11 protein-coding genes and 1 other RNA gene are annotated in these 12,260 nt (G+C 67.8%); all 12 read right to left on the reverse strand.

What is annotated here, in order from left to right:
• Positions 1-5 precede the first annotated feature (5 nt).
• Positions 6-1,265, reverse strand: coding sequence for a CaiB/BaiF CoA transferase family protein (locus HWY37_RS25355; RefSeq protein ID WP_175206185.1), 1,260 nt, complete (start codon positions 1,263-1,265; stop codon positions 6-8).
• 68 nt (positions 1,266-1,333) lie between these two features.
• Positions 1,334-1,942, reverse strand: a complete 609-nt coding sequence (gene recR, locus HWY37_RS25360) for a recombination mediator RecR (RefSeq protein WP_175206156.1) — start codon at positions 1,940-1,942, stop codon at positions 1,334-1,336.
• Positions 1,943-1,961: 19 nt separating this feature from the next.
• Positions 1,962-2,288 (reverse strand): YbaB/EbfC family nucleoid-associated protein, encoded by a 327-nt coding sequence (locus HWY37_RS25365; RefSeq protein ID WP_042794716.1) that lies wholly within the window; start codon positions 2,286-2,288, stop codon positions 1,962-1,964.
• 45 nt (positions 2,289-2,333) lie between these two features.
• On the reverse strand, positions 2,334-4,574 hold the full coding sequence (locus HWY37_RS25370; protein WP_176090125.1) for a DNA polymerase III subunit gamma/tau: 2,241 nt from the start codon (positions 4,572-4,574) through the stop codon (positions 2,334-2,336).
• A 215-nt stretch (positions 4,575-4,789) separates the two neighbouring features.
• An RNA gene (gene ffs, locus HWY37_RS25375) (signal recognition particle sRNA small type) lies at positions 4,790-4,887 on the reverse strand.
• Positions 4,888-5,236: 349 nt separating this feature from the next.
• Positions 5,237-5,599 (reverse strand): cupin domain-containing protein, encoded by a 363-nt coding sequence (locus HWY37_RS25380; RefSeq protein ID WP_176090126.1) that lies wholly within the window; start codon positions 5,597-5,599, stop codon positions 5,237-5,239.
• 28 nt (positions 5,600-5,627) lie between these two features.
• Positions 5,628-6,914 carry an NAD(P)/FAD-dependent oxidoreductase gene (locus tag HWY37_RS25385; protein WP_176090127.1) on the reverse strand — a complete coding sequence of 429 codons (1,287 nt, stop codon included), beginning with the start codon at positions 6,912-6,914 and terminating at the stop codon, positions 5,628-5,630.
• Between the two features lie 8 nt (positions 6,915-6,922).
• Positions 6,923-9,163 (reverse strand): N,N-dimethylformamidase beta subunit family domain-containing protein, encoded by a 2,241-nt coding sequence (locus HWY37_RS25390; RefSeq protein WP_176090128.1) that lies wholly within the window; start codon positions 9,161-9,163, stop codon positions 6,923-6,925.
• Positions 9,164-9,211: 48 nt separating this feature from the next.
• On the reverse strand, positions 9,212-9,520 hold the full coding sequence (locus tag HWY37_RS25395) for a N,N-dimethylformamidase alpha subunit family protein (protein ID WP_176090129.1): 309 nt from the start codon (positions 9,518-9,520) through the stop codon (positions 9,212-9,214).
• Between the two features lie 26 nt (positions 9,521-9,546).
• The gene (locus HWY37_RS25400; protein ID WP_175206557.1) at positions 9,547-10,338 is read right to left on the reverse strand and encodes an ABC transporter permease; all 792 of its coding nucleotides are present in this window, start codon (positions 10,336-10,338) and stop codon (positions 9,547-9,549) included.
• A 1-nt stretch (position 10,339) separates the two neighbouring features.
• Entirely contained in the window at positions 10,340-11,176 is an 837-nt protein-coding gene (locus HWY37_RS25405; protein WP_175206558.1) for an ABC transporter permease, read from the reverse strand.
• 16 nt (positions 11,177-11,192) lie between these two features.
• Positions 11,193-12,239: an extracellular solute-binding protein gene (locus HWY37_RS25410; RefSeq protein ID WP_176090130.1), complete on the reverse strand. Its 1,047-nt coding sequence runs from the start codon at positions 12,237-12,239 to the stop codon at positions 11,193-11,195.
• Between the last annotated feature and the right edge of the window lie 21 nt (positions 12,240-12,260).

Consider the following 12,260-nt stretch of genomic DNA (forward strand, 5'->3'; position numbering starts at 1 on the left):
GTCTCCTAGTTGTCGGGCAGACCGATAGCGCCGGTCTTCGCCAGCTCTTCTATAGCCGCTGAATCATACCCCAGCGATTTCAGGACTTCCTCGGTATGTTCCCCTAATACGGGACCCACCCAGCGCGTCTCTCCGGGTGTCTCCGACAGCTTGGGAACGACGGCGGGCAGCTTGACCGGCGTGCCGTCGGGAAAGCGGTGCTGCTCGATCATGCGGCGCGCCAGGAACTGCGGATCGCTGAACATGTCAGCCACGCTGTAGATCTTGCCGACAGGCACGTCCGCGCCCTTCAGGACGCCCAACGCCTCTTCGATGCCGCGCGCGCCGCACCACTGCTGGATGGCGCCGTCGATCTCCTCCACGCGCTTGGCGCGGCCGTCGTTGCGCACCAGCCCGGGATCCGTCGCCAGGTCGTCGCGGCCGATGGCGCGCATCAGCCGGTGGAAGATCGCGTCGCCGTTGCCGGCGATGACAATGTTCTGGCCATCGCGGGTGGTGTAGGTATTGGAGGGCACGATCCCGGGCAGCGCGCCACCCGTGCGTTCGCGCACCACGCCTGCCACGTCGTATTCGGGCACCAGGCTTTCCATCATGTTGAACACGGCCTCGTACAGCGCCACGTCCACCATCTGCCCCTGCCCTGCCTGGCAATCCGCGCCCTGCTTGCCGTTCCAGCGTCCGCCGGTGGCGTCGCGGTGGCGCAGCGCCATCATCGCGCCGATCACTCCGTGCAGCGCGGCGATCGAATCGCCGATGGAAATGCCCACGCGCAACGGCGGCCGGTCAGGATGGCCGGACACGTAGCGCAGCCCGCCCATGGATTCGCCGATGGCGCCGAAACCCGGCAGGTCCTTCATGGGGCCGGTCTGTCCATAGCCGGACAGGCGCACCATGATGAGCGCGGGATTGATGGCGCGCAGCTGTTCAAAGCCCAGGCCCCACTTCTCCAGCACGCCAGGCCGGTAGTTCTCGACCACCACGTCGGCGTCCAGCGCCAGCTTGCGGGCGATCTCCCGCGCGCGCGGGTCTTTCAGGTTGAGGGCGATGGATTGCTTGTTGCGGGCCTGCACCGTCCACCAGAGGGAATTGCCCTCGTGCAGATGGCGCCAGCTGCGGATGGGATCGCCGCCGCCCGTGCCGTCAGGCCCGTGGGGCGTTTCCACCTTGATGACATCGGCGCCGAATTCGCCGAAGATGCGCGCGGCGAACGGGCCGGCAATGAGCGTGCCGAGTTCCAGGACCTTGAGTCCGGTCAGCGCTGACATGTTTTGTCTTCCTCACGGTTTTTGCCGTTGCCGATGCGTTGCCGGCAAGGCGTTCTGCTACTGCGGAATCAGGTGGTCTTGCGCTCCATCAGGGCCCAGGCGATGGTGCCGGCGTCCACGTATTCCAGCTCGCTGCCGGCGGGCACGCCGCGCGCCAGGCGCGTGACCCGCAACCCGCGTTCGCCCAGGGCTTCGCCCAGGAAATGGGCGGTGGTCTCGCCTTCGGCGGTGAAGTTGGTGGCCAGGATGACTTCCTGCACCACGCCGTCGGTCGCGCGCTTGATCACCCGGTCGAAGTCGAGTTCGCGCGGGCCTATGCCTTCAAGCGGCGCGACTCGGCCCATCAACACGTAGTACAGGCCGCGGTAGCCGTGGCTGGACTCGATCATGTTCTGGTCGGCCGGCGTCTCGACGATGCACAGCAGCGAAGGATCGCGCTTGGGATTGATGCAGGTGCCGCAGACTTCTTCTTCGGAGAAGCTGTTGCAGCGCGCGCAATGCTTCAGGTCATGCACCGCGCTCGCCAGCGCCCGCCCCAGCATGTCCGCGCCTTGCGGATCGTGCTGCAACAGGTGATAGGCCATGCGCCTGGCGGAGCGCACGCCCACGCCGGGCAGGCGCCGCAGCGCCTCGATCAGCGAGACGAGCGGCTCGGGTTCAGGCAGTAGCGGGTCCATTGCGGCCTTGGGGCTGCGTTCAGAACGGCAGCTTCATGCCCGGGGGCAGCGGCATGCCGGCGGTGACGGACGCCATCTTTTCCTGCGAGGTGGCTTCGGCCTTGCGCAGCGCGTCGTTGAACGCGGCGGCGACCAGGTCTTCCAGCATGTCCTTGTCGTCGCCCAGCAGCGACGGGTCGATCGCGACGCGCTTGACGTCGTGGCGGCAGGTCATGGTGACCTTGACCAGGCCGCCGCCGGAGGCGCCTTCGACCTGGATCTCGGCCAGCGCGTCCTGCGCCTTCTTCATGTTTTCCTGCATCTGCTGCGCCTGGCGCATCAGGCCGGCCAGTTGTCCTTTCATCATGATCGGTGCTTCCTTGAACGAGGGGAATGAGGGATGGCCGCCGCTTCAGGCAGCGGCGGCGGGGGAATCGACGTGGCGGATCGAGCCGGGCACGACCTGTCCGCCGAAATCGGCGACGAGCGCCTGCACAAAGGGATCGACGGCGACCGCGTCCTCGGCGGCCTGCTGGCGGGCGGCGCGTTCGGCCTGGGCCACGGCATGCGCCGTCGCCTCGCCCGTCACGCCGACTTCGACGTCCAGCCGTATGCCCTGGCCGAAATGCTCGCACAGCACGGTCTGGAGACGGACGCGGCTTTCGCTTTCGGCCAGCGTCTTGACGGCGACGCGCAGGATGATGGCATCGCCCTGCACGCCGGCCCATTCGCTTTGGCGCGCCAGTTCCGCGGCCAGGCCGGTGACCGGCAGGCGCGCGGCCAGTTCGGGCCAGGTGGCCGAGGTCATGTCCGCCATGCGGGCGCGCGACGACTGCCGCTTGCGGGCGGGAGCCGGCGCTTCGCGCCGGGCCACGGGCTGCGGCGCGGCCGATGGCGCGCTGGCCAGGGTTTCGAAGTCATCGTCGTCGGGATCCGACGTGAAGCCGTTGTCCGGCGCAAAGCCGCCTTCGGCTTCGAAGGGAATTTCTTCATCGACCCAAGCCGGCGGACCGTCGTCGGCATCGGCCTGGGGCATGGGCGCGGGCGCGGGCGCAATGGCGGCGGCGGTAGCCGGCGTGACCGCCAACGCGGCCGAACCCGCAGCCTTGACGGTATCGGGCTCGGACACGGCCGGCATCTCTGCGGGCAGCTCTTCCCAAGGCGGCACGCCGCCTGCCTGCGCGGCTTGCGGCGCGGCCGCCGGTTCGGGTTCCGCAGCAGGGGCGATCGGTTCAGGGGCCGGCGCAGCGGCCGCGGGAGCGGCGGCTTGCGCCGGCGCGGGCGCGGCAGGAGACGCGGCCGGCGTCATGACTGCGGGCGCGGCGGCCGGAGCGGCCTCAGCCTGAGCCATCTGGGCCTGAGCCTGCTCGACTGGTGGCGTAGTGGCGGCCGCGGCGGCTGGGGCGACTTGCGCCGGCACAGCCGGGGCTGACGCCGCCGCAGGCGCAGCAACCGGAGCCGGCGCTGCCTGGGCTGGCGCCGCCGCAGGCGCGGCAACCGGCGCCGCCGCCGCATCTGCCGTCTGGCGGGCCGGCGCGGCAGGCGCTTCGAGCGCCGTCTGCGGGCCGGCTTCGCCGTTGAGCGCCAGCATGCGCAGGCAGGCCATGATGAAGCCCGCGTATTCGTCGGGAGCCAGCGTCAGTTCGCTGCGGCTGTGCACCGCCACGGAATAGAAAAGCTGGACGGCGTCCGGATGCAGCGTCTGCGCCAGCCGCGCGATGTCGGCGGCCAGCGGATCCTCCGCCGGCGTCACGCCGCGCACGCGCTGCTCGATGGCCACGCGCGACAGCAGCACCGCCAAGTCGGCCAGCGCGCCAGCATAGGACAGCCCGCGGATCGCCAATTCGTCCGCCACCGCCAGCACGCCCTTGGCGTCGCCCGCGGACAGCGCGTCCAGCAGACGCACCAGGTGCCGCTGGTCGATGGTGCCCAGCATGCCGCGCACGGCATCCTCGGTCAGGTTGCCGGCGCTGTAGGCGATGGCCTGGTCGGTCAGGGACAACGCGTCGCGCATGGAGCCCGCGGCAGCCTGCCCGATCAGGCGCAGGGCCGGTACCTCGAAGCCCACGTCTTCCTGGCCGAGCACGGCCTGCAGATGGCCGACGATGGAGTCGGCCGGCATCTGCTTCAGGTTGAACTGCAGGCAGCGCGACAGCACCGTGACCGGAATCTTCTGCGGGTCGGTCGTGGCAAGAATGAATTTGACGTGAGGCGGCGGCTCTTCCAGCGTCTTGAGCATGGCGTTGAACGCATGCCCGGTCAGCATGTGGACTTCGTCGATCATGTAGACCTTGAAGCGTCCCGCGCCCGGCGCGTACACCGCCTGCTCCAGCAGCTGCGTCATTTCCTCGACGCCGCGGTTCGAGGCCGCGTCCAGCTCAAGGTAGTCGACGAAGCGCCCGGAATCAATTTCCGTGCACGCGCGGCACACGCCGCAAGGCTTGGAAGTGATGCCTGTTTCGCAGTTGAGGGACTTCGCCAGGATGCGCGAAAGCGTGGTCTTGCCCACGCCCCGGGTGCCGGTGAACAGCCATGCGTGATGCAGGCGTTGGGTGTCGAGCGCATGCGTCAGCGCGCGCACCACGTGATCCTGTCCCACGAGGGTATCGAACGATCTCGGCCGCCACTTGCGGGCCAGTACCAGATAAGTCATGGGTGGATTGTAGAGCCTGTTTCGCAAGCTGGCCCGAAATGGCGGGTCCAGCTTCCGGGGTTCGGCGCAGCAGCATGCGCATCCATGCTCCGCGCGGCCTGAAACGCAAAGGGGACGGGCTTATTCCCGTGGAACGTATCCTTGGAAAATAACCCCGTCCCCCTTGAAAGCAACGCGCCATGCACAGGGCATGACGCGTTGCTTTGAAGAATCCGGTTGGCGAGCCTTACTCCGGCACTGACCCTAAACGACTATGGCTGCTTCGTTCCCGACCTGACCAGGTTCACCGCCGAACCATGCGGAGGGGCCCGCCAGCCGAGATTCTAGCAGAGCTGCGCTTCGCTTGCTTGCTCGAATCTCGGCTGGCGGGCCCCGAGGGGCTGTATGTGCGCCCCCTCCCCAGCCCTCCCCCCGAGGGGGAGGGGGTTGGGACGTCGCTTCGCTTGTCCCTTTGGCTCGCTTCGCTTTGCCTGGCTATCTGCGCCGGGCTGCGCCTTTTTCCCTTGCCTTTCTATCTCCCCTGGGTGCGCCTTTTCGCGTTGTCCGGCTATGTTTGCTCGTTGCGCAATCGCTTTGCCTGACGGAGGAGCTGCGCTTTGCTTATTGGGTGTGATCTCGAATAGGAAGAGTGCCTGCTTTAGCTCTTGCCGAGTGATGCCTTCCTAGTTGGGCGTGGCGGGAGCCAGCACGTAGAGCTTGCGGACGGCGGTGTGGATGTGCCAGACGCCTTGGGTGTTGGGGGGCATGGCCAGGGTGTCGCCGGCGCGGAATTGCAGGGGGGGCTGGCCGTCGGGGGTGAAGGTGCCGGAGCCGGCGAGGATGTGCATGATTTCGCCTTCCTGGACCTGGCGGCGGAACTGGCCGGGGGTGCATTCCCAGATGCCGGCGCTGGTGGCTTCGGCGCCGGGAATCACCAGCTTGCTGGCGCGCAGCGTGCAGGCGGGGTTGCTGAGCGGGATGCCGACGGGGCCGATCTCGTCGAGCTGGGCGGTGTCGCGGGTCTGGGGGATGTGTTGGATGGACATGGGTGCTCCGGGGTTGGGGCTGGCGCGTCTACGAGAGCTTGTCGCACAGGCCGTAGTAGGCGACGCCTACGGCGATGTAGAAACGCTTGAGGCCGTGGAATGGCAGCGGCGTGATGGGGGTGACGGGGTAAGGCATGGGTTCGCCGGCGGCGATGGTGCGGGCGAGGTAGCGGCCCATCTGAGTCGCCAGGGCGACGCCGCGGCCGTTGTAGCCCAGCAGGATGTGCAGATTGGGCGAAGGCTGATGCACGTGCGGCACGAAGTCGCGCGTGAGGGCAATGCGGCCGGCCCAGCGGTAGGTGAAGGGAATCCGGGCCAGCTCAGGAAACAGCATGCGCGCCCCGCGCACCAGGTGGTCCCAGTCCTGCTGCGCGACGGGGTCGGCGAAGTGGCCCCGGCCGCCCAGCACGAAACGGCCCTCGTGGTCGCGGCGGAAGTACAGCAGCAGGCGGCGGGAGTCCGAGGCCACGACGCCGCCGGGCATGATGTGGCCGCAAGCCTGCGCGTCCAGCGGTCCCGTGGCGACGATGAAGCTGTTGGCGGCGATGACGCTGCGCTGCAGGCCCGGCCACAAGCCGTTGGTGTAGCCATTGGTGGCGATCAGCGCATGGTCGGCCCGAACCGTGGCGCCCTGCTCCGTGCGGGCCAGCCATTGCTGGCCTGAGCGCTCCAGCGCCTTGACGCGGGTATGGCCGTGCACGGCAGCCCCGGCGGCTTGCGCCGCCGACAGCAGGCCGCGCGTATAAAGCAACGGCTGGATGCTGCCGGCGCGCCGGTCTATCCAGCCGCCCAGGAAACGGTCCGTGCCCAGGCGCGCGCTGACCGTCTCCCGGTCCAGGATTTCCACCGGCGCGCCGCGCTCCAGCCACTGCCGCGCCCGATCCGACACCGTCTCCAGGGCCCGGGCCGAGTGGGCCGGCTGTATCCAGCCGGCGCGCGTGGCATGGCAGGCGATGGCGTGCTTGTCGATGAGGTCGAACACCGCGTCGGCGGCCGACCCCACCATGCGCAACAGCGGCTCCCCCAGTTCCTTGCCATAGCGGGCCAGGATTGCCCGCGGGTCGTGCTTGATGCCCGGAATGACCTGCCCGCCGTTGCGGCCTGAGGCGCCCCAGCCCGGATCCTGGGCATCGAGCACGCAGACGCGCAGCCCCGACTCGCTCAGATGCAGGGCCGTGGACAGGCCGGTGATGCCCGCGCCGACGATAACGACGTCGCATTGGACGGAACCGGCCAGGGCCGGCGTCGCGGGCGCTGGCCCCGCGGTCTGCTGCCACAAGGATTGCCGGGCATCGGCCGAGTCTGGTGCGCGCATGGTGTGTATCAGCGTCCGCTGGCCTGGGGGAACACGAAGGGCGTGGCGTCGGCGAACCGTGCCAGCACGTTCGCGGTGATGCGCGACACGTTGTTGTCGTAGCCGTTCCAGGCCAGTGACGCGCCCCAGGTGATCGAGCCCGTGGAGAACACGGCGCCGCCGTTCAGGCATTCGTAGAACACCAGGTCCGCGTAGCAGTGCTTGGCTTCCTCGCCGTTGATGGTGGGATGGTGATAGGTCGTCTCTTCGGGCACCACGTTGTAGTAGCGCGTGTGCTTTTCCGAGCGGGCCACGATCAAGGTGTGCGGCGGCGTACCCAGGCGGTAGTCGACGCGGTCGATCTCGTCGCCCGCGGCGCCGCCCCCGCTGCTGCCGAAATCGCCGATGATCTCGTCCTCCACGCCGTCGAACATGAAGGCGACGCGCGAATCATGGCTTTCGGGCCGCCGGCGGTAATAGGAAGAGGCGTCGAACCCGGTCGCGGTCGTGCCGATGCCGGTCAGCGTCTGCGGCGCGATGCCGATGCGGCGCCAGGTGCCGCCGTATTCGCCGGTATAGCTGTGGTAGCTCTCGCCCGCCGGCGTCTCGCTGTAGCGGGCGCCGGTCTCGGTCCGGCGCAATTCCATCAGCCAGGGCTTCTCGGGATGGTAGGCGCAGCGCCAGTAGAAGCCGTTGCCGCCCATGTACATGAGGCGGCCGCCCTGACCCTGATACGCCACCATCGCCTGCCACATGCGCGTGGTCCAGTACTCGGGATGCGCGCCGGTCATGACGACCTTGTAGCCCTCCAGCGCCTGCAGGCCCTCGGCGTGCAGCATGTCGTCCGTGATGACGTCGTAGTCGAAGCCCTTTTCATCCAGCCAGTCCAGGAAATGCGTGTCGCCATTGAGCGACCAGGTGCGGCATTGCAGGTGCATGCTGAAGACCGGACGCAGGCGCGAGGCGTAATAGACGCCGTAGCCGTCCGAATGCGTGTCGTACATGGACAGGCCGAGCTCGCGGTGTTCGCCCAGGTAGGTCTCCCAGGGATACAGGACCATGAAGTTGCCCGACTTCATTTCCATGCCTTCTTCGTCCAGACGATAGTGCGAGTTCGAGTACGCCATGTAGGTGGCCGTTGACGCCAGGAACGCGATCCGCTTGCGCGGACCGCCCGCCTTCGGCCGCACGATGAAGGTGATGCGCTCCTGCTCTCCCGCCGCGCCGGTGAGGCGCGCCGCGTACAGGCCGCTGGGCAGATCGTCAGGCACGGTCAGGCTGAAATCGGTTTCCCAGCCCGCGTCTTCCAGCGTGTCGTCGTGGAAGTGCAGCGCGGCGAAATGGTCTGGACGCTCGCGCCAGAACATGACGCTGGAATCCCAGCGCAGGCCGGGCACGCCGCGCGCGGGCAGGTTCTCGATGCGCCCCTCGGACCAGGGCCTGGCCGCGTCGACGATCACATCACTGTCGATGCGCTGCGAAAAATCCCAGGAAACCAGGGGCGGCGCGGCATGGCGGCGCGCCGGGGCCTCGACGCGCAGCTGCGCCAGGTCGGCATCGTCCGCGGCATACGGCAGCAGCGTGGGTGAATCGAGCCGGCCGTTGTAGTGGCGGGCATAGCGCGGAAACGGCTTGCCGGTGGCGGCCGCGCCCATCGTCAGCGGCAGACCCGCCAGCGCGGCCGGATCCACCGCCGCCAGCCGGCCGCTGGCCTGCGCATGAGAATCCACGGCCAGCAAGGGGTTGGCGGGAATCTGCCGCAGCGCGACCGTCCCCGCGTCCAGATCCAGGCTCACCGCCACCAGGTACCACTGCCTCACGGTCATGGACAGCGCGAGCGTGAGACGTTCGCTCTGGCCCCCGCTGCCCTGCTCCCAGAACAGACAGCCGTCGCGGTCCAGGCCCAGCACGTAGCCGACGCGCGCGGCCTCGTCCCAGCGCGACAGGATCGCCTGATCGCCGCCATTGCAGGGCAAGGTCGGCATCACCGCCAGGATCCAGCTCTTGCAGCCCGAGGCTGGCTCGCTGAACGCCGGCGCCACCGCGCGAGAGCCGGTCTCCGTGCCTTGCGGACGCCCGGCGATGCCGGTGGCGATGCCAGGCAACACCACGGTTTCCTTCAGCCCCGGCGCGCCCGGCGACACGTCGCCGCTGCGGATGCGCACCAGATCGGCGTCGTAGCGCAGCGCCTGCGCACAGCTGACTTTGAATTCCATGGTCTCTCCTGGCGCGATCGTCCAGGTGCTGGGGTACCCCAGGATCTCGTACATACAGGCTCCGTCGATTGGGTTCAGGCCACGCGGCGTGGCGGCCGGCATTCAGTCCAGGTCGGACGGCCAGGGATAGGGGGAATGGATGGCCCAGCGGATCTTCAGCAAGGCCCACTGCGCGTCGGCCAGCTTGGCGTAGCGCGGCGGCGCCAGTTCGACCGGAGCGCCCCGCTCCTCGCCCAGCCTGCCGATGGCGTACTCGGAATAAGGCTTGGTGCAGACGATGACCTGCTTGCCGGCCATGGGCTCCATCCGCAAGCGGTTGAGCAGGCGGTTCAGCTTCAACGGCCGATTCTTGGTGGTGGTCGTCCTGAAGTGCTTGAGCAATTCTGCATCTTCGGGCTGGATCTCATACATATCGGGCTCCGGACATGAAAAGGGGTTCAGTGGTCGCGCTCCGGCGCGGCGAACAGCTCCAGGCCGACCGTGCGCTCCAGCAGCAGCACCAGCGCAAGCGTGAAGACGATCAGGGACGTGGCGATGGCGGCGATCACCGGGCTGGCGCTTTCCTGTATCTGCGTGAGGATGCGCACGGGCAAGGTATTGACGTCGGGCGCGACCAGGAAAACGGTGATCGTGGCCTCGTCGAACGACACGATGAAGCAGAACAGGAAGGCCGTGATCAGGCCGGGCTTGAGCATGGGCAGCGTCACGGTGCGCAGCACCTGCGCGGGCCGCGCGCCCAGGCTCATGCTGGCCTCGCCCAGCGCGGGATCCAGCTTGCGCAGGGAGTTCAGGATGGGGCGGTACGCGAACGGCAGCGTGATGATGCAATGCGCCAGCACGATGCCCAGGTACGAGCCGCTGACGCCCAGCAGGCCGAGCAGGCCCAGGAAGGCCACGCCCAGCGCCGCGTTGGGAAACACCAGCGGCAGCATGATCAGGGACTCGATCAGGCCGCTGCCCCTGATGCGGCTGCGGTCCAGCACCAGCGCGGCCAACAAGGCCGCCGAGGTGCTGATGAACGCCACCAGCAGGGCGATGCCGGCGCTGACGGCCAGCAGGCCCAGCCACTGCGCGTCGGTAAAGAATTCCAGGTACCAGCGCCACGACAGCGAGGCCAGGGGCAAGGTGAAATAGCCGGTGGAGGTGAACGACGACACCGCCACCACCAGGATGGGCAAAGGCAGGAAGCCGAACAGCAGCACCAGCAGCAAGCGGTAGAGCCAGCGCATATCAAGCTCCCATTCCGGACACGCGCGCGGCGACGCGGCGTTCAAGCCATTGCAGCGGGATGACCAGCGAGAACGCCGCGAACAGCAGAATGATCGCCATGCTGGCGGCCTTGGGGTAGTCGAAGACCTGCAGCACGTCCTGGTAGATCTGCGTGGCCAGCATGCCGTCGCGCACGCCGCCCAGCAGCAGCGGCGTAACGATGGCGCCGGTGGACAGCAGGTAGACCAGCATGGCGCCGGTAATGACGCCCGGCAGGCTCAGCGGCAAGGTGACGTGCAGAAAGGTCTTCACCGGCCCCGCCGACAAGGTTTGCGACGCCTCGTCCAGCGCGCGGTCCAGGTGCAGCAGCACCGCCAGCACCGAAACGATGAAGAACGGGCTGAAGACATGCACCAGGCCGATCACGACGCCAGTCATGTTGAAGATCAGCCGCATGGGCGTATCGATCAGGCCCAGCGACAACAGCAGCGAATTCAAGGTGCCCTTGGGGCCCAGGATCACCACCCAGCCGTAGGTGCGCACCACCACGCTGACCAGCCACGGCGTGATGACCAGCATCATCAGGAAATTCCGGTTGCCGCGGTAGCGCGCGATCGCGTAGGCGATGGGATAGCCGACCAGCACGGAGCACAGCGTGACGACCAGTGCGATCCCTATCGTGCGCCACAGCACCGCGACGTAGTCGGCCCGCGCGAAGAAACTGGCGAAGTTGCCCAGGCCGAAACCGTCTCCGGCGCGCAGCGATTCGACGACGAGATAGGCTATCCCCGTGACGAACATGAGGATCAGGATCGCCGGAGGAAGCAGCAGGATCAGCGGCGGCCGGGTCGATTTCATCGAGGCTGCTCCGGGCTTACCGGCCGGCGCCCGCCATGGCGCGCTCGACCAGCTCGATGCGCGACTTGCGGGATTCGGCGATGTAGTTCCAGTCCGGCTGGTAGAGCTGGTCGCGCAGCGCGTTCAAGGGCTGGCCCAGTTCCTTTTCCGTCGCGGGAGACAGCTTGGCCGTGCTGTTCAGCGGCAGGTAGCCGGCGATGTCGGCGATGCGCGACTGCCCTTCCGGCTGCGCCACGTAGTTCAGCCACTTCAGGTAGCTGGCGCGGCCCTGCGCCTTCTTGGGCACGACCACGATGTAGGGCAGGATCAGCGCGCCTTCCTTGGGGATGACCATCTCGATATTGGTCTGCCCGTCGCGCTTCATCTGCCAGACGCGGGTCGAGTAGTACGGGGCCGCCGTGACCTCGCCGCGCTGCAGCAGCTGGTTCATCTGCGCCATCGAGCTGTACATCGCCAGCGAGTTCTTGCCCAGCGCGGTCAGCAGGGCAAGACCCTTGGCGGTGTCGCGCTCGTTGCCGCCTTCGGCCACGGACATGATGGTCAGGTCGTAGGCCGAGCTGTACACCGGCCGGGTGACGGACAGCTTGCCCGCCCATTTGGGATCGCCCAGCGCTTTCCATGACGAGAAATCGGAGGGCTTGGCCAGGTCCTTGTTGACCGCGATGCCGTAGTAGGCGAAATAGGTGCTGACGCCGATCAGGCGTCCGCCGGGCGTCTTGAGCAGGTACTTCTCGGGCACGTTCTTCAGCGCCGGCACCTCGCTCATGTCGAAGTCTTCGAGCAGGCCGTCGCTGTACATCTGCGAGGCCTCGAAGAATGACGACAATGCCGCGTTGAATTTGGGCGCGTCCTTCTGCGCCCGCACCTGGGCCTCGGGCGTGGGCACTTCGACGATCTTCACGCCGATCCCGGTTTCCTTGGTGAAGGGCTCGGCGTAGGCCTCGCGCCATGCCGCGCCGACGCCCCCGCCCCAGGTGGCCATGGTGATTTCCTGCGCGCCGGCAGCGCCGCAAACGGCCATGAACGCGGCGGCGGTCCAGCTGGCGAATCGATGGATGCTCATTGTGCGACTCCAGTAAGAGTG

The sequence above is a fragment of the Achromobacter anxifer genome (genome assembly GCF_903652925.1).
GTDB lineage: Bacteria > Pseudomonadota > Gammaproteobacteria > Burkholderiales > Burkholderiaceae_B > Achromobacter > Achromobacter anxifer.

Bases quoted from the DNA above. Each gene is read 5' to 3' on its own strand.
- HWY37_RS25355 (WP_175206185.1), bottom strand. From the start codon at position 1,265: ATGTCAGCGCTGACCGGACTCAAGGTCCTGGAACTCGGCACGCTCATT.
- recR (WP_175206156.1), bottom strand. From the start codon at position 1,942: ATGGACCCGCTACTGCCTGAACCCGAGCCGCTCGTCTCGCTGATCGAG.
- HWY37_RS25365 (WP_042794716.1), bottom strand. From the start codon at position 2,288: ATGATGAAAGGACAACTGGCCGGCCTGATGCGCCAGGCGCAGCAGATG.
- HWY37_RS25370 (WP_176090125.1), bottom strand. From the start codon at position 4,574: ATGACTTATCTGGTACTGGCCCGCAAGTGGCGGCCGAGATCGTTCGAT.
- HWY37_RS25380 (WP_176090126.1), bottom strand. From the start codon at position 5,599: ATGTCCATCCAACACATCCCCCAGACCCGCGACACCGCCCAGCTCGAC.
- HWY37_RS25385 (WP_176090127.1), bottom strand. From the start codon at position 6,914: ATGCGCGCACCAGACTCGGCCGATGCCCGGCAATCCTTGTGGCAGCAG.
- HWY37_RS25390 (WP_176090128.1), bottom strand. From the start codon at position 9,163: ATGTACGAGATCCTGGGGTACCCCAGCACCTGGACGATCGCGCCAGGA.
- HWY37_RS25395 (WP_176090129.1), bottom strand. From the start codon at position 9,520: ATGTATGAGATCCAGCCCGAAGATGCAGAATTGCTCAAGCACTTCAGG.
- HWY37_RS25400 (WP_175206557.1), bottom strand. From the start codon at position 10,338: ATGCGCTGGCTCTACCGCTTGCTGCTGGTGCTGCTGTTCGGCTTCCTG.
- HWY37_RS25405 (WP_175206558.1), bottom strand. From the start codon at position 11,176: ATGAAATCGACCCGGCCGCCGCTGATCCTGCTGCTTCCTCCGGCGATC.
- HWY37_RS25410 (WP_176090130.1), bottom strand. From the start codon at position 12,239: ATGAGCATCCATCGATTCGCCAGCTGGACCGCCGCCGCGTTCATGGCC.